The following is a 17,328-nucleotide window of genomic DNA, read 5'->3' on the forward strand; positions in this document are numbered from 1 at the left end:
ATACCTGTAAATGTTACAAATTAACTTTAACTTATAGTGTAAACTAAAAATTTATATTAACGTCTAGCTCCGCGTCCACCGCGTCTAGACTCAGTTTGACGTTTAATAGAAGTTAGTTTATCTTCGCTATCTTTTAAGAAGTTATTTAGTTTTTTCTCAAAATCTTCTGGTTTAGGTTGCGCTTGTTTATGACTCGGTTTATTTTGAGGTTTACGAGGTTGGTCTTTTGCTTTCTTAATAGAGAGGCTGATCTTACCATCATCAGCGATTGTAAGTACTTTAACTTCAACAACATCCCCTACAGATAAATGATCTTCTACGTTTTCAACATAGTTATCTGCCACTTCACTTATGTGAACTAAGCCACTTTTCCCCTCAGGTAGCTCAACGAATGCGCCGAACTTTTTAATACCAGTGACTTTACCTTTAAGCTTATTTCCTACTTCGATTGACATATTGTAAATAAATCCTCCCGATTTGATTCGATTTTACCCTTATTATATTCCTGTTCGCTCAATTTAACAATAGTATTTGAATTAAATAAAAAAAATCTTTATTTATCTTGTTTGGATCCTTTTTCTTGCTGTTTTGACTTGTCTCCCGGCAATTTAAATATTACTTCACCATCATTACTTAAGTAGTAATCATCTCGGGCAACTTTTTCTATATAATCTTTATTATTTAAGTTATTGAGTTCTTCTTTTAACGCTAATTCTTCATCTTGTTGCTTTTGATATCTTTGCTCTTTATGTTGTCTTTCTACAGTTGCTTCGTCATTGCTTTTCATTTGTGTGACAAGCATGATTGAAAGAATGATGATAATTGCTACTAAGATACCGCCAAACAAAGTAACTCTTCTGCGTACAACTTTACGTCTCATACGTTGTTGCTGCTTCTTCTTATTTTCGGCAGAAGTAAAAGTATTGCCTATATTTTCAACTTTTTTACTCATAGCTTGTCACCTCCTCTTTATGATTCACTTATCTTCTCTTCTTTTATTAGCTCATACATGCCCTTAGCATTTTCTTTAGTGGCATGTTCACTTAAACCAGTAACTTTTATTGTAATTACTTTTTGACCAAATTTAATAATCAGTTCGTCATCAACTTTAACATCTGTGCCTGCTTTTGCCGTAGTTCCATTAACTGAAATACGACCTTGATCACTAATTTCTTTTGCTAAAGTACGACGTTTTACTAATCTGGAAACTTTGAGATATTTATCGAGTCTCATCGTTTTCTCCTCCTTGTTCTAAATAGCGTCTTAACGCTTCTTCATCTAACGTCATATTTTTTGTTTTATCATACATTTTCAAGAAATATTGCGCAAATACTTTCTCGAATTTAACGCGTTCTTTTTTACCTTCTTGTGCCTTAGCATCTGCCCATATAGCATTTAAGTCTTCTATATTTTCCGCTTCTTGATCCCCAAAAATATGTGGGTGTCTGCGAATCATTTTATCTACCAAGCTATAAACGATTTCATTGATATCGAAATAGCCTTCTTTTTTACCAATACTTGCATGTAATAGTACTTGTAATAAAATGTCTCCTAGCTCTTCTATCATATGCCAGTCATCTTCATTATCAATTGCTTCGAATAACTCGAATGATTCTTCTAATAAATAACGTTTTAATGAATCGTGTGTTTGTTCTCTATCCCATGGACAGCCGTCATTATCATCTACAAGTCTATCTATGATATGAGTAGCATATTTAAAGTCGCTATAATAATGTTCACTTGCCGTATCTTTAGGTATAAGCACACTTGATAAATTAGTAAACGCATCTGTATGGTGATCTAATTCATAAAGTGGTGTTGCAATGACTTGAGCATTTCTTCCACGTGCGCCATTTACAATATAAACTTCATGATCATCTTGGTACGTTTCCATTAACGTTACCTTTAAATCACCGGCAACCATGGAACTATATACTTGTGTAATTAACACGTGATTACGTTTGTTTAATTGTTCAGCCACAAGTGATGTTGCATCTAGCAAAGTAAAACCATCATTAGGGTCTATAGCAACGGCTTCAAAAACATCATCAATAAAACTTTTTCCACCTAAAACTTCTACCTCTAACTCCTCGTGTTCTTGCGCGTAATCTAATAATAGCGCCGTTGTTGTTTCAGCTACACGTGGATGTCCCGGAACTGCGTATACGACCTCTTGTTCTTGAGCTAAAGAGACTAATTGTTGAACAATCTCTTCATATACCGCTTCAAAAGAATCATTTGCTTCATAGATGTCATCAAAGCTATAAAACGTTAACAAATCTGATAATTCATTAATCACAGGATGTTCTTTGGTACGTGTATAGACTATCGTCTGTTGTTGTAAAAACTTGTATATCCCCAACGGCAATTCATCTAAACCATAGTTACCAAGTCCAACAATTGTAATTTTATGCGTCATTCGTGTTTACCTCTCTTTAAATGATAAATCTTATCTCCTAGTGGTAGATGTTTTAGCTCTCTATATTTAAATAAATTCATCCATATTATAGCACTGACCATCACAATAATGCCTGCCAGAGCAGAAATTAATAATTCAAGCAAACCAGTTAGTCTTCCAGTAGTTGGAATAATCCACAACACGAATTGGACTGCAAGACTCATAAGTATCATAGCGCCAATTAATTTTAGTATAAACGTTTGTAGCCCTGATAACTGGTAAAACTTTTTGATATTTACGTGCAAAATTATAACTGTAACGACCAATGAACCTACCGTTGCTATACTAGCACCTAACATTTGTATATGCGGTATAAGTAAAATATTGAGGCAAGCCTTAATTATTATACCTACGATGCAACTAATAAAAATCATTTTTTCTTGGTTCATTACTTGTAAAAGTGACATCTCCATCATAATTAAAGAGACACAAATTACCGTTAACATATACACTGCAAGCGTGAATGTCTCGCTATTATTTTCAAAAAACACTCTGTTTAATACTGGCAATAAATTAATTAACCCAATACCTGCTGCAGTACTAATAAGCAACGTGATTTTTAATGACGCATTAGTATAACGATTCATTAGTACAATTTGTTTATTATTTTTGGCATCTGTCAGTAATGGAATTAATACAAAACAAAATGTAGTCGTAACGATTAAGCCCATTTGAATAAATGATGCGCCTCTATCATAGACACCTTTGCTAGAAATCGCATGTTGAAAGTCTAGCCCGTTCAATGTAAGTGCATGAATAACCGTAAAACTATCGACAACCTGCCATAAAATGACAATAAGCTGACTGACAGCAAAGACGATAATTGCCAAAGTTAGCTTCTTCCATTCTATCGCCTTATTTTTTTCTGCCATACTAAAAGGTTTATGCAGTGTTAAATAAAGACTAGAAGCTAAAAATCCGAAACCTGAACCTAGAATAGCTAACGTACCTGCCGCATAAATCGACCAATCTCTATAGGCAAACAAAGCAATTGCTATCATAATAATCACAACACGTAAAAACTGTTCTACAACTTGTGAAATGGCAGGAACATTCATTTCTTGCTTACTTTGATAATAGCCTCTTAATACACCTAACGTACTAAAAAATAGAAAGCTAACACTTGCAGCGCTTATCATCGGGGCTAAATTAGCATCACCCATAAATTGAGCAATCCATTTTGCACATATAAATAATATTAAGAAAAAGCCAATGCAGACATATTGTAATTTAACTAATACTGAAGCAAATTTGGCGTCGTTACGTCCTGTACCAAATGTTTGGGTTAATGCACTAGGTATAGCGTTCATCGATAAGATAACACCTAATGCTACTATTGGATATATTTGCTGATAAGCATATAAACCTGAATCACCCAGTACATTTTGATAAGGTACGCGATAAATAGCACTTAAAATCTTCACAACTATTAATGCTATTGTCAGTACAATGACACCATTAAATGCCGTAGTAGTCTTAGACTTCATCCTTAATTACCATACTTTCTTCCAAACATTTCGCTAAAAATTTAAGATTTTCAAACCATTGTTTTGCTTTGGTTAATGTTACTTTCATTTTACCATCTTGAACGCCAACTTTCATTGCACGCCCTAATGGCTGTGTTTGTTTAAACAATGCTTCCCCATCAATATCTTCAGTCCCTTTTTCAGATAGGAAAATTTCAATTGTCTTACCTTTATCTTTTATTAACGTCACGCCTGCATGTAAAGCATGTATTTTGATTTCCATCATATCTAATAAACGTGCTACTTCTGCTGGATATTCATTAAAACGATCGATAAGTTCATCTTTAATATCTATCAGTTGTGTTTTACTTTCGATTTTTCTAAGTTTTTTATAGATTTCTATTTTAGCCTGTTCATTTTGAATGTATTCTGCCGGTAAGTAAGCATCGATATTTAATTCTATTTCTACTTCCGGTGCATCATTTTGTTCCGGAGTAATGCCACGTTTTTCATTAACCGCTTCTTCTAACATTTGAGAATATAAATCGAATCCGACTGAGTCAATAAAGCCATGCTGTTGTTTACCAAGCAGGTTACCTGCGCCACGTATATTTAAGTCTCGCATCGCTATTTTGAAACCAGAACCTAATTCTGTAAATTCTTTTATAGCTTGTAATCTATCTTCTGCTGTTTCAGTAAGTACTTTATTAGCTGGGTGAAGGAAATAAGCATAACCTATGCGACTAGAACGCCCAACTCTACCCCTTAATTGATATAACTGACTCAGTCCAAAACGATCAGCCTCTTCAATTATAAGTGTGTTAGCATTTGGCACGTCGACACCTGTTTCGATAATTGTCGTCGTTACAAGAATGTCATATTCATGGTTAATAAAACCAATCATAGTTTCTTCTAAATCTCGTTCGGTCATTTGGCCATGAGCCACTCCTATAGAGGCATCTGGCATTAACATTTGTAGTTGTTCTCGCTTTTCATAAATAGACTGTACTTTATTATATAAGTAAAATACTTGTCCTTCTCTAGATAATTCACGTTCTAACGCTTCTTTTATGAAATTAGAATTTTGTTCTAAGACATAAGTTTGTACAGGGAATCTATTTTCTGGTGGTGTCTCGATAACCGATAAATCACGCACGCCAAGCATACTCATATGCAACGTTCTCGGAATTGGTGTCGCAGTAAGTGTTAGCACGTCGACATTCGTTTTTAACGTTTTGATACGTTCTTTATGTCTAACTCCGAAACGTTGTTCTTCGTCGACAATTAATAAACCTAAATCTTTATAAACTATATCTTTACCAAGTAATTTATGCGTACCTACAACGATATCAACTTTACCTGATTTTAAGCCTTCTTTTACTTCTTTAATTTCTTTAGTAGTTCTAAAGCGACTAATGAGTTCAACATCAATAGGGAAATCTTGCATACGTTCAATTAACGTTTCATAATGTTGTTGCGCCAAAATCGTCGTTGGTACTAGGAACGCCACTTGCTTACCTTCTAATACTGCCTTAAATGCTGCACGGACAGCGACCTCAGTCTTACCATAACCCACGTCACCACATAACAATCTATCCATAGGTTTTTGTTGTTCCATATCACCTTTAATTTCAGTAATAGATTTCGCTTGGTCAGGCGTTAACTCATATGGAAAATCCAATTCAAAGTCGTTTTGTTCTGCGCTATCAGGCCCATATTGATAACCTACAGACATTTCACGTTCTTTGTATAATTCAATTAATTCGTCGGCAATGTCTTCAACGCTTTGTTGTACTTTAGCCTTTGTTTTCTTCCATTCAGTGCCACCAAGTTTATTAAGTTTTGGCATTTTATCTTCGGAGGCAACATATTTTTGAACCTGATCCATTTGGTCTACAGGTACAAATAGCTGGTCTGTTCCTTTATATTGCAACTTAATATAATCTTTGTGAACGCCAGCAACTTCTAAAGTTTCAACGCCTAAATACCTACCGACACCGTGATGCACATGTACAACGTAATCTCCGACTTTTAAATCTTGATAAGATTTTATTTTTTCAGCATTCGTTAATGTTTTTTGCTGTTTACGTTTTTTCTTTTGTTGCGACTTGAATAATTCTCGTTCGGTCACAACCACAAGTTGCATATATGGCAGCTCGAAACCTTCAGACAGACTACCCTCTGTAATAATGGCACGTCCACCTTGGATTTCGTTTTCTGCAACATCCACAAATGTTGGAATATGCATTTCATTCAACATAGATTGGATACGTTCTTTTTTAGTTTCTGTTTCTGCTAAAACGACAATCGTGTAATCATTAGCAATATAACGTTGAAATTCTGAACGCATAATATCGTACTGGCCATAAAATTGTTGCACTGGTTTACAAGAAAATTTAATAATGTCTTGTAGTTTTACAGACATCGTTGCAGTAAATAATGTGAAATATGCGACTGGATGTTTTTTGAGCAATGTTTCAAAGTTTTGATAGTCTAAGAAACTTTGACCGATAAAACCTTTACCACTTTCGATTAAGTTTTGCATAAAGTCATCGACTTCAGTCGTTAACGTTTCTTCAGTTTCTTTAATTCTGTTATATTCATCTACTGCTACGATGGCATCGTCTTGGAAGTAATCTATTATTGTTGCAGGTTGTTCATACATAAACGCAACAAGTCTTCTCATTACTTGATGATCAAATAATGACGATTCAAATAATTTAAAGCTATCGTATGTTTCTTTAACATCATTACGTACGGATTTATCAATTTTGGGACGAGTTTCTTGGTACGCTTCAGTAAGTTTTTCTTTTGTATGTTTAATAACGTCATCTGTAATAATATAATCACTAGCTGTCGTAATATTAACCTCTTGCATATTATCGTTAGATCTTTGAGATTCCACATCAAAATTTCTAATTGAATCAATTTCAGTATCAAACAATTCAATTCTTACTGGTTCGCCAATTAATGGATATATATCAATAATGCCACCACGTAATGAAAATTCACCGATATGCGATACTACACTTTCGCGTCTATAACCCATATTTACTAATTTAGTCAGTAAGTCATCTACATTTATGTCTTCACCTACAGATAAAGTAATCTGATGCGATTTCCATAATTCGACAGGCGTTAACCATTTTTTTAAACCATTTAACGGCACGATAAATAAGCCTCTCTCATTTTGAGATAGTGCAGTTAATGTACGTACACGTTCACTCATAAATTGAGGGCTTTGCGTAGAAAATTCTTCTGTCATAATATCTTGCATCGGATATTTATAAACATCATTGGCATCTACAAATTGTAGTATATCCGCTTCTAGCTTATCTGCTTGATATAAATTATTAGTAACTACGAGTAATTGTTGTTCACTTTCTAAATATTTCTCTGCAATTATCGTAGCTTTTGCCGCAGCCGACAAACCTGTTACTAAAATATTATCTTTCCCAAATACTTCGTTTAATTCCTGATAACGTTTATCTTTATTTATATAATCTGTAATTATTGATTTCAATTGACATCACCATTGTATTCATTCATCACTTGGTCGAAACGTGAAGTTTCTATATAAGATTCCACTGCGCGCGCTGAATGTTCGATAACTTTTTCCATAGTAATCATTTCTTGTTTTGAAAATTTTTGTAATACGTAATCTGGAACTGACATGCCACCACTTGGTCTATCCACACCAATACGAATTCTTTTGAATTGATCAGTGCCTAACATTTTAATGATAGATTTCATGCCATTATGACCACCAGCACTACCTTTTTGTCTTAATCTTATCTCGCCTTGAGGCAAGTCTAAATCATCATATAGTACGATTAAATCATCTACATCTATATCATAATAATCCATCAAAGGTGCTACGGCTTCGCCAGATAAGTTCATCATTGTTAAGGGTTCTATAAACATAACTTTTTCTTGATTTAAGCGCTCAATCGTATATGCGCCTTTAAATTTCTGCTTATCTAAAGAAAAATTGTTTCGGTCTAAAATATAATCTATCACTTCAAATCCAATATTGTGTCGCGTAGATTCAAAACGTTTACCTATATTTCCAAGGCCAACAATACATTTCATTTTGTTTCCTCCATTAATTACCATTTATATGTTGTGCGATAATTGATAAAAACAACGAGTAGCAAATCAATTCGCATCTTGTATTTTTAATATCATTCATTATATTAACATAAAAAAGCACCTGCTTAAGCAAATAAGCATGGTGCTTTTAAATTTAAAATTTAGGAAACAATCGTCCGAACAAATATTATTCTTTGTCTTCTGATTCTTCTTCGTTGTCGCTGTCTTCTTTGTCTTCACCAACAACTTCTGGTTCTTCAGTAGCTGATTCGCCTTCCATTGCTTCGATTTCTTCTTCTGTAGGTTCTTCAGTTGGAGGAACTACAGTTACGACTGAATCATTTTCGTCGTTTTCGATTGTGAAGTTACCAGTAGTTTTAAGGTCACTTACTGAAATGCTGTCATTTACTTCTAATTCAGTAATGTCTACTTCGATTGATTCTGGGATGTTGTCTGGAGTTGCAGTTACTTCAAGGTCGAATAATGGTTGTTCAACAACGCCACCTTCTTTAGCTCCTGCAGCTTCACCAACTAATTGAACTGGTACTTCAACAGTACGTTCTTCACTCATGTTTATTGCTAAGAAGTCAATGTGAGTAATTTGATTTTTAAGTGGATCGAATTGGTAGTCTGAAACCATTACTTTAATAGTTTTAGAACCTACAGCTAATTCGATAACACCGTTACGTCCAACTTCACGGATAACTTTAATAAATTCTACTTCGTCAACTTTAACTGAAGTATTTTTAGTACCGTAACCGTATACGATTGCTGGTACTTTACCAGAATTTCTTAATGTTTTTAAATCTGAACGTGTTTGTTTCCCTTGACGAATGATTGACTTTAATGAAGCCATGCTCATTTCCACCTTTCATAATTGCTCTATGTTAGAGCCCCTCACTTACCCATCAACATTTTCGTTGCTTGTAAGTGTTTATTTATTCGTTTTTACACGAATAGACATATTATATCTTTTTGTAATTAATTAGTCAAATAGCACACTAACTGATTCACGTTCGTAAACACGGATAATTGCTTGAGCTAATAACCCTGCTACAGACAATTCTTTAGTGTTTTCAGGTTTGCGACTATCTTCTAGTTGAATAGAATTTGTTACGACTAATTCTTTAATAGCTGAATTTTCGATACGCTCTCTTGCTGGGCCCGATAATACTGGGTGCGTACAACAAGCGTAAACTTCTTTTGCACCTTTATCTTTTAATGCCTGTGCAGCTAATGTAATCGTTCCTGCAGTATCAATGATATCGTCTATAATGATTGCTGTGCGTCCATCAATTTCACCCACAATGTTCATTACTTCTGCAACATTTGGTTTCGGTCTACGCTTATCAATGATTGCAATTGGAGTTTTTAATATGTCCGCTAATTTACGTGCTCTAGTCACACCGCCATGGTCTGGTGAAACGACAACACATTCATCCGGATTAATGTCTGCTTCATTTTGGAAGTAATCAGCTAAGATTGGCACACCCATTAAATGATCGATAGGAATATCGAAAAAGCCTTGGATTTGTGGTGCATGCAAATCTAAAGCAATCATGCGATCAGCGCCAGCTGTTTCGATTAAGTTAGCAACTAATTTTGCAGTAATAGGTTCACGGCTACGTGCTTTTCTATCTTGTCTAGCATATCCATAATATGGAACTACAATATTTATTGTCGAAGCTGAAGCACGTTTACATGCATCAATCATAATTAATAATTCCATTAAGTGTAAGTTAACTGGATTAGAAGTTGGTTGGATAATAAAGACGTCACAACCACGTATACTTTCTTCAATATTGATTTGAATTTCTCCATCGCTAAAACGTTTAACAGAACATTTTCCTAGTTCAATACCCACGCTATCTGCTACTTGTTGTGCTAAAGGTTCGTTACCCTTTAAAGAAAATATTTTTAAAGCAGAATTTTTATATTCATTGTTTAACATTTATAGTCCTCCAATTAATTACTTCCATAAGTTTAAATAAATAGACAATACGAAACTTCTTTTTCTATGCTGATAAAAATTTTTGTATCTTGATTTTAACAGTAAAAGCATGTTTGTCTAAAAGTTAACTCTTTATTTATTATTAAAATAGCCTTCTTTAGTCGTTTGTCTTTCTCTCGCTAATGCCAAACTGTTGTCAGGTACGTTATCTGTTATTGTTGAACCTGCAGCAATAAATGCAAAATCGCCTACTGTAACAGGAGCAACAAGATTAGTATTACATCCTATAAATGCATCATTACCTATTGTTGTCTTAAATTTATTTTTACCGTCGTAATTAACTGTGATAGAACCACAACCAACGTTTGAACGTTCACCGATTTCAGCGTCACCAATATAACTTAAGTGTGGAAGTTTTGCACCATCTTTAACGACTGATTTTTTCACTTCTACAAAGTTACCTACTTTAACTTTATTACCAATATCTGAACCAGGTCTTAGTTGGGCAAATGGTCCAATATTAACTTCATCAGCAACTTTAGATTCATTAATTACTGATTGTTTGATATTTACGCCGTTACCAATGCTACTATCAGCTATTTCTGAGTGTTGGCCTACGAGAACATTTGAACCTATAACAGTTTTACCAGTTAATTTAACGCCAGGTTCTATCGTAGTATCTTGTCCTATTTTTACATCTTTACCAATGTATGTAGTTTGTGGATCAATAATTGTTACACCGTCACGCATATGTTGTTCGTTTATACGTGTTCTCATCGCTTGTTCAGCAGAACTTAACATAACACGATCATTAACACCCATGATTTCATCAAAATCATCTGTATGGTAAATTTCAACTTTACCATTTTCGTTAAGAATTAATGATAGTACTTCTGGTAAGTAATATTCGCCTTGTGCATTATCATTGTTCACATCTGCTAATTTAGAGAACAACGTTGCATTATCAAAAGCAAATATACCTGAACTGATTTCGTTAATTTGTTGTTCTTCGGTTGTTGCATCTTTTTGCTCTACTATTTTTGTTAATGATTCGTTGTCATTCCTTACAATACGTCCATATCCAAAAGGATTAGGGGCAGTTGCTGACAATACTGTAGCTTGAGCTTGATTTTGTTCATGATGTTCAATTAAAGATTTTAATGTTTCTGCAGTCACTAATGGTGTGTCGCCACAAACAACTAAAGTTGTACCTTCTTGAGTACCTATATGTTCTTCTGCCATTCTAACAGCATGAGCAGTACCTAATTGTTCTTCTTGAAAACTATATAGCGATTGCTCGCCTAATGCTTCTTTTACACTATCTGCGCCATGTCCTACAATCGTTACGATTGTTTCAACGCCCGAATGTTTTACATTATCAATAACATGTTCAATCATTGATTTGCCTGCAACTTCGTGTAACACTTTATATTTCTGTGATTTCATACGTGTACCCTTACCTGCTGCCAGTACTATTGCATGTCTTTGCATGAGTGCTAACCCTCCATTAAAATATACACTTCAATATTATTATAATTTAACGTAAGTATTAGTTTCAAGACTCAAACAACTAATGTCATATAATGGCAATAATTTATTTCTAATATGGTTGCGTTTTCATATTTCCCACCACTCCATAATCCCTTTTATATGAGTCGTTATATGATGTTATGTAAATATTATTGCGCTGTTTAAATTTAATATTATTATTACGAAAAGTTGGCATGTAATACTTTTTTGTCACTATTAAATCACTAAAGTTTAAAAATATAGTATATTTTATTGCTACTTTTTTATTTATAACTATCCACCTAATCATTTTTATACGTCTTCAACTATATAAAGTATAATTAAAAAAGCAGTTATACTGACTGTTTAATAATCAGTATAACTGCTCGATTAATTTATATTTTTATCTCATTTTAATCTTTTTAAATCTTTTATGCTTCGTCATTATTCTCTTCATCATTTGATGACTGTGCATTTCTGTCAGGAATAACTTCGTCTGTCTCTTCATAGACTTTCATCACTGCATCTTGGATTTCTTGTCTCATTTCTGAGTTAATAGGATGCGCGATGTCACGGAATTCACCATCTGGTGTACGTTTACTTGGCATTGCGACGAAAAGACCTGAGTTGCCTTCAATTACTCTTAAATCATGTACTACAAATGATTCGTCTAACGTAATTGATACGAGCGCTTTCATTCTTCCATCTGTGTCTATCTTTCTAAGTCTTACATCTGTCACTTTCATGTAGTGAGCCCCCCTAGTTTGTCTCTTTGTAAAGAAGCATAACAAAAATTTATGAGAATTATAAATCCTTACTTCACTTTAGCAATTAATTCAATTTCAACTTTCACATCTTTAGGTAAGCGTGCAACTTCAACACAACTTCTCGCTGGTTGATGTGCATCAAAATACTCACCATATATTTCATTTATTTTTTGAAATTCATTCATATCTTTAATAAAGATTGTGGCTTTAACGACCGATTCAATATCTGAACCAGCTGCGTCTAGCACAACTTTTAAATTTTCTAAAACTTGTCGTGTTTGTTCTTGCACATCATCACTAACGATTTGACCGTCAGTATTCAATGGGATTTGTCCCGATGTGAATAACAATCCATTAATTTCTGTTGCGTGTGAATATGGCCCTAAAGCTTCGGGCGCATTATTTGTATTAATTACTTTCATGCTGTCGTAATCGCTCCTTTAAGAAAATTTAGTTAAACTATTGCCTGTTTCTACGTTAAATTGCTGATTGTATTCATCTACATCAGATAATCTAACCAAGGAAGTATAATCTTCAATCAATCGTTGTTTAACTTCTTTTGATTCTACAAGTACTGATACCCCTTTAACGTGTGCTTTAAACTCATTCATCAAATTCATCACACCATTAATTGAACCACCAGCACGCATGAAATCATCAACAACGAGTACATTAGAATTTTCAGGCAATGTGCGTTTAGATAACACCATCGTTTCAATCTTACGAGAAGAACCAGAAACATAATTTATTGAAACAGTAGACCCTTCAGTAACCTTATTATCTTTTCTAATAACTACTACCGGTAAATTCAATACACTCGCTACGGCATTAGCTAAAGAAATACCTTTAGTAGCTATTGTTACCACTGCATCTAATTGTTCATCCATATAGAGCGTTGCAATTAACTTGCCAACTTTCTTTAATAAAATTGGATTACCCATCAAATCTGATAAGAACAAATAACCACCAGGTAATAATCGATCTTTTTCTTGTAGTAATTCGATTAACTCTTCTACAACTTCTGTAGCTTCTTTTTTGCCCATTTGTGGTTTATATGTAACTCCGCCACTTGCACCAGCAGTAGTCGTCACAGTACCTAATTTTTCTTTTTGGAATGTTGTTTTTATAATTTGAACATCCTCACTAATTGATGATTTAGCCTGTTTGAACTTTTGGACGAAAAACGTTAGTGGTATCAATTTATTGGGATGATTCATTAAATATTGTGTCATAAAAACAATACGTTCACTTCTCTTGTATCTCATATCGTGCTTCATCCTTTCTAACCTAGTAATCTTACTAATTGAACTGCGTTACAACAACCATTCACTGCATTATATATATGCTTTGCTTGTCGTTCATTTTTAGCTAACGCATATACCGTTGGACCACTACCACTCATTAAAGCACCATCGGCACCACTATTTAACATGTTTTCTTTTAATTTAGTAATCTCTGGATACATTTTATGTGATACCGTTTCTAATCTATTCGATAAACTTTGGCACAATGCCTCGTAGTCTCCAGATTTTAGCGCGCTCAGACACGCCGCTGTATGCACTCGATAATCACTTTCTAATGTAAGTGATTTAAACACATCAGGCGATGAAATACCTACATCTGGTTTTGCGATAATAACCCAGGCAGATGGTGGTTTATTTAATAGTTCAATAATTTCACCTTTTCCTTTACAAATAGCCGTTTTGCTATATATGCAGAAAGGAATGTCTGTTCCAATTTTTATACCAATTTGACATAACTCTTCTAATGATAGGTTTAAATTAAAGAGTCGATTCATGCCCCTTAAAGTAGCTGCTGCATCTGCAGATCCGCCCCCCAGCCCGGCTGAAACTGGAATGTCTTTCTCTAATCTTATTGTTACACCTTGCTTAATATTATAATGCTTTTTTAGCGCTTCGGCAGCTTTGAATGCTAAATTTTTATGATCAGAGGGTACATAATTTTGTTCTACTTCGACTACAATTTTATTATCTCGTCTGATTTCAAATGACAACCGATCATTTAAGTCAATCGTTGTCATTATCATTTCAACTTCATGATAACCATCATCTCGTTTAAAGAGTGTGTCTAATGTAAGATTTATCTTAGCATGCGCCGTTTCGTATATCATATCCCCACCCTCTTTCGATTCGATATGGTAATACATCGATTTTAACATAATGTACGGAAATACTAGCAAGATTATTTAAGTTTCTCGAGAAAATTTATGGTATAAATTTCAAAATAGAATATTTCCACTATTTTTAAATTAAATTCTAATGATTTTATAAACTAATCATAAAATTACACATAAAAAAAGAGATGCCTATGCACCTCTAAGTAAATATATGTAATTATTGAAATGCTTTTCTCTAGTGTGCAATTGCTTCTTGATGGCTATCTTCTTCGAAAGAAACTTGTACGTTATCAGTTAAAACATCAGTGTATGTATAAGACACACGCTCAAAGTTATGTTTGTCTTGATCAAGTTCGACAATAAATACAGACGGATATGTTTCTTTTAACACACCGCAACGTTCAATTGTTTTCTTGCGACCGCCATTTGCTTTGAGTACTATACGGTTTCCTAAATGACAATCAAGTGAATTTTTGATGTCTCCAATAGATTTTGGCATATTGCTCCACCTCGCTACAACTTGTATAATAACACATTTCGCGCGATTTTGTCAAATAAACGATTAATTTTAGCAAGGTAAAGCAAGAATGTCAATAGATTAAAATTGTAATTCGGGAAATTTTTCTAAATTGTTGTAAAGGGTCGCAAACTCCTCTATTGCAAGCGTTTCACCACGTCTAGTAGGATCTATATCCGAACTTTTTAGCCATTCACCAATTTTAGCCTTCAGCTTTTTACCATCAGTAAATAACGATTGATAATTATTATTTATTGTTTTTCTTCGTTGACCGAAAGCACCTTTCGTTAGACGGAAAAACTTCTCTTCATCGTCTACGTTGACGAGAGGTTCAGAACGTTGCATTAATTTAACAACAATTGAATCTACATTAGGTGGAGGTAAAAACACAGATTTAGGCACTGTAAGCACTGTACTCGTTTCTGTATAATATTGCGCTACTATAGATAAAGATCCATAAGCTTTTGTACCGACTTGTGCATTTAATCTCTCGCCAACTTCTTTTTGCATCATTACCACATAACCATCTATTGGTAGCGATTGTTGCATTAAGTTTAAAAGTATTGGTGTCGTTATATAATAAGGTAAATTTGCCACGACCATAATTCGTTTACAGTGTGATAAATGTTGGTCAACATAATGTGCCACGTCAGCTTTTAATATATCTTCGTTAATTACAGTTACGTTATCATATGGCGCTAGCGTGTCATTGAGCACCGGTATGAGTCGTTGGTCTATTTCAAAAGCAACTACTTTTTTGGCATTTTTAGCAAGTTGTTCAGTCAATGACCCCATACCAGGTCCGATTTCAATTATTCCCGTTTCATCATCAATCTGACTCGCATCGATAATATTATTAATGATATTCACATCAATTAGGAAATTTTGACCTAAACTCTTTTTAAAATCAAAACCATATTGCGCCAATAAAGCCTTTGCTCGAGATGGTGTAGCAATATCTTTAGTTTCCACTACTTTTCACTTCCATTCTTGTCTAATAGCGCTTCACGTACATCTTCTTCCGTATAGCCAAACGCATTTAATTTTTTTACTAATTGTTTCCCGTTAGAATGACCAATATTTAATTTTTGGCTTAGTATGGCACGCTTTCTACGTGCATCGTTACCGACGATCAACCCTAAATCTATTAATACATCCTTACTTATTGATTCATTTCCCTCTTCAAATGGCGTGCTAACATTAATCAATGCATCTTTGATATCTTCTACAGCTGCGTGTTCTACTCCAATTTTGCCACGTTTATTTCGTGCTTTAGCTCTATCTATATAAGCATGTTTAACACCCGGAATATAATCACGTATCGTATTTCGTATTTTATCACCCGGGAAATCAGGATCAGTTAAAACAATTACGCCTCTTGTTTCATAGGCTTGTTTTATCACTTCAAGCGTTGATTGATTAATTGCACTGCCATTAGTTTCAATCGTGTCGCATTCGACAGCAGATTTAACACGTTCTGTATCGTCACGACCTTCAACTACAATAAATTCATTTATTTTCATTTATTGTTTCACCTTCTCAATATATTCATTCCTATAAAAAACGAGAAAGATATCGGCTTAACATTTATGGATATTGTGATACTTTCAATTCCAAATATTAGACCAATATCTTTCTCTTTTAACTTTATAATTTAAATAAAGTTTCAGCATTCTTAGTAGTTTGTTCACACACTTCTTCATAGCTTACACCACGTAATTCTGCAATTTGTTCAGCAACAAGTGTGACACGTGCTGGTTCGTTACGTTTACCTCTATATGGGTGCGGTGATAAGAATGGTGCATCAGTTTCTACTAACAATCTATCGAATGGTACATGTTGTGCAACTTCTTTAGGTTGTTTAGCATTTTTAAATGTAACAGGTCCACCTAATGACACATAGAAATTTAATTTATTAATAATTTCATCTGCTATTTCTGGTGAAGCACTAAAACTATGCATAATACCACTAATTTCTTCAGCATGTTCTTCTTTTAAAATATCCACACAATCTTGAGTTGCCTCTCGATTATGAATAATTATTGGTAAATTAACGCGTTTAGCTAGCGCAATTTGTTTTCTAAACAATGCTTGTTGAACGTCTTTAGGCGACTTATCCCAATGATAGTCTAAACCTGTTTCACCAATACCAATAACTTTTGGATGTTTTGCTAGTTCTTCGATCCATTCTAATCGCTCTTCCGTGCAATCAATAGCATCGACTGGATGCCATCCAATAATGCCATAAATAAAGTCATATTGATCGATTAATTCCATTGTACGTTCAACTGTAGGCGTATCAAATCCTACAACAAACATACGATCGACACCATTTTCTCTAGCACGCTCGATGACCGCTTCTAAATCTTCGTCATACTGTTCTGCATTTAAATGTACATGCGTATCGATTAACATATTTAATCGCTCCCTT

At 34.2% G+C, this 17,328-nt stretch carries 18 protein-coding genes; all 18 read right to left on the minus strand.

Going from position 1 to position 17,328, the window contains the following annotated elements:
• Nucleotides 1-56: 56 nt before the first annotated feature.
• Nucleotides 57-455 (minus strand): S1 domain-containing RNA-binding protein, encoded by a 399-nt coding sequence (locus C7J89_RS00110; protein ID WP_061855537.1) that lies wholly within the window; start codon nt 453-455, stop codon nt 57-59.
• A 98-nt stretch (nt 456-553) separates the two neighbouring features.
• Nucleotides 554-952 (minus strand): FtsB family cell division protein, encoded by a 399-nt coding sequence (locus tag C7J89_RS00115; protein WP_103294765.1) that lies wholly within the window; start codon nt 950-952, stop codon nt 554-556.
• Between the two features lie 17 nt (nt 953-969).
• Nucleotides 970-1,233: an RNA-binding S4 domain-containing protein gene (locus C7J89_RS00120; protein WP_061855539.1), complete on the minus strand. Its 264-nt coding sequence runs from the start codon at nt 1,231-1,233 to the stop codon at nt 970-972.
• Nucleotides 1,220-2,419: a MazG nucleotide pyrophosphohydrolase domain-containing protein gene (locus tag C7J89_RS00125; RefSeq protein ID WP_061855540.1), complete on the minus strand. Its 1,200-nt coding sequence runs from the start codon at nt 2,417-2,419 to the stop codon at nt 1,220-1,222. The genes C7J89_RS00120 and C7J89_RS00125 overlap by 14 nt, the downstream gene beginning before the upstream one ends.
• Nucleotides 2,416-3,945 (minus strand): polysaccharide biosynthesis protein, encoded by a 1,530-nt coding sequence (locus C7J89_RS00130; RefSeq protein ID WP_103294764.1) that lies wholly within the window; start codon nt 3,943-3,945, stop codon nt 2,416-2,418. The genes C7J89_RS00125 and C7J89_RS00130 overlap by 4 nt, the downstream gene beginning before the upstream one ends.
• A complete protein-coding gene (gene mfd, locus C7J89_RS00135) occupies nt 3,935-7,447 on the minus strand; it encodes a transcription-repair coupling factor (RefSeq protein ID WP_103294763.1) in 3,513 nt (1,170 codons plus the stop codon). Before mfd ends, C7J89_RS00130 begins: the two co-directional genes overlap by 11 nt.
• A complete protein-coding gene (pth, locus tag C7J89_RS00140) occupies nt 7,444-8,016 on the minus strand; it encodes an aminoacyl-tRNA hydrolase (RefSeq protein WP_103294762.1) in 573 nt (190 codons plus the stop codon). Before pth ends, mfd begins: the two co-directional genes overlap by 4 nt.
• Before the next feature lie 187 nt (nt 8,017-8,203).
• Nucleotides 8,204-8,872, minus strand: coding sequence for a 50S ribosomal protein L25/general stress protein Ctc (locus tag C7J89_RS00145; protein WP_061855544.1), 669 nt, complete (start codon nt 8,870-8,872; stop codon nt 8,204-8,206).
• 129 nt (nt 8,873-9,001) lie between these two features.
• Entirely contained in the window at nt 9,002-9,967 is a 966-nt protein-coding gene (locus C7J89_RS00150; RefSeq protein WP_061855545.1) for a ribose-phosphate diphosphokinase, read from the minus strand.
• A gap of 132 nt (nt 9,968-10,099) precedes the next feature.
• On the minus strand, nt 10,100-11,458 hold the full coding sequence (glmU, locus tag C7J89_RS00155; protein WP_103294761.1) for a bifunctional UDP-N-acetylglucosamine diphosphorylase/glucosamine-1-phosphate N-acetyltransferase GlmU: 1,359 nt from the start codon (nt 11,456-11,458) through the stop codon (nt 10,100-10,102).
• Between the two features lie 449 nt (nt 11,459-11,907).
• Nucleotides 11,908-12,222 (minus strand): septation regulator SpoVG, encoded by a 315-nt coding sequence (gene spoVG, locus C7J89_RS00165; RefSeq protein WP_048793342.1) that lies wholly within the window; start codon nt 12,220-12,222, stop codon nt 11,908-11,910.
• A 68-nt stretch (nt 12,223-12,290) separates the two neighbouring features.
• Nucleotides 12,291-12,665, minus strand: a complete 375-nt coding sequence (locus C7J89_RS00170; RefSeq protein ID WP_103295320.1) for a RidA family protein — start codon at nt 12,663-12,665, stop codon at nt 12,291-12,293.
• An 18-nt stretch (nt 12,666-12,683) separates the two neighbouring features.
• Nucleotides 12,684-13,508: a pur operon repressor gene (gene purR / locus C7J89_RS00175; RefSeq protein ID WP_061855548.1), complete on the minus strand. Its 825-nt coding sequence runs from the start codon at nt 13,506-13,508 to the stop codon at nt 12,684-12,686.
• Between the two features lie 17 nt (nt 13,509-13,525).
• The gene (gene ispE, locus C7J89_RS00180; RefSeq protein ID WP_061855549.1) at nt 13,526-14,374 is read right to left on the minus strand and encodes a 4-(cytidine 5'-diphospho)-2-C-methyl-D-erythritol kinase; all 849 of its coding nucleotides are present in this window, start codon (nt 14,372-14,374) and stop codon (nt 13,526-13,528) included.
• Between the two features lie 241 nt (nt 14,375-14,615).
• A complete protein-coding gene (gene veg, locus C7J89_RS00185; protein WP_048793346.1) occupies nt 14,616-14,879 on the minus strand; it encodes a biofilm formation stimulator Veg in 264 nt (87 codons plus the stop codon).
• A gap of 99 nt (nt 14,880-14,978) precedes the next feature.
• Nucleotides 14,979-15,869, minus strand: a complete 891-nt coding sequence (rsmA, locus tag C7J89_RS00190) for a 16S rRNA (adenine(1518)-N(6)/adenine(1519)-N(6))-dimethyltransferase RsmA (protein WP_103295321.1) — start codon at nt 15,867-15,869, stop codon at nt 14,979-14,981.
• Nucleotides 15,869-16,420 (minus strand): ribonuclease M5, encoded by a 552-nt coding sequence (rnmV, locus tag C7J89_RS00195; protein ID WP_061855551.1) that lies wholly within the window; start codon nt 16,418-16,420, stop codon nt 15,869-15,871. The genes rsmA and rnmV overlap by 1 nt, the downstream gene beginning before the upstream one ends.
• A gap of 124 nt (nt 16,421-16,544) precedes the next feature.
• Complete coding sequence (locus tag C7J89_RS00200) at nt 16,545-17,312, minus strand: TatD family hydrolase (protein WP_048793349.1); 768 nt, start codon at nt 17,310-17,312, stop codon at nt 16,545-16,547.
• Nucleotides 17,313-17,328: the final 16 nt, after the last annotated feature.

The sequence above is a fragment of the Staphylococcus kloosii genome, assembly GCF_003019255.1.
In the GTDB taxonomy this organism is placed as follows: Bacteria; Bacillota; Bacilli; order Staphylococcales; family Staphylococcaceae; genus Staphylococcus; species Staphylococcus kloosii.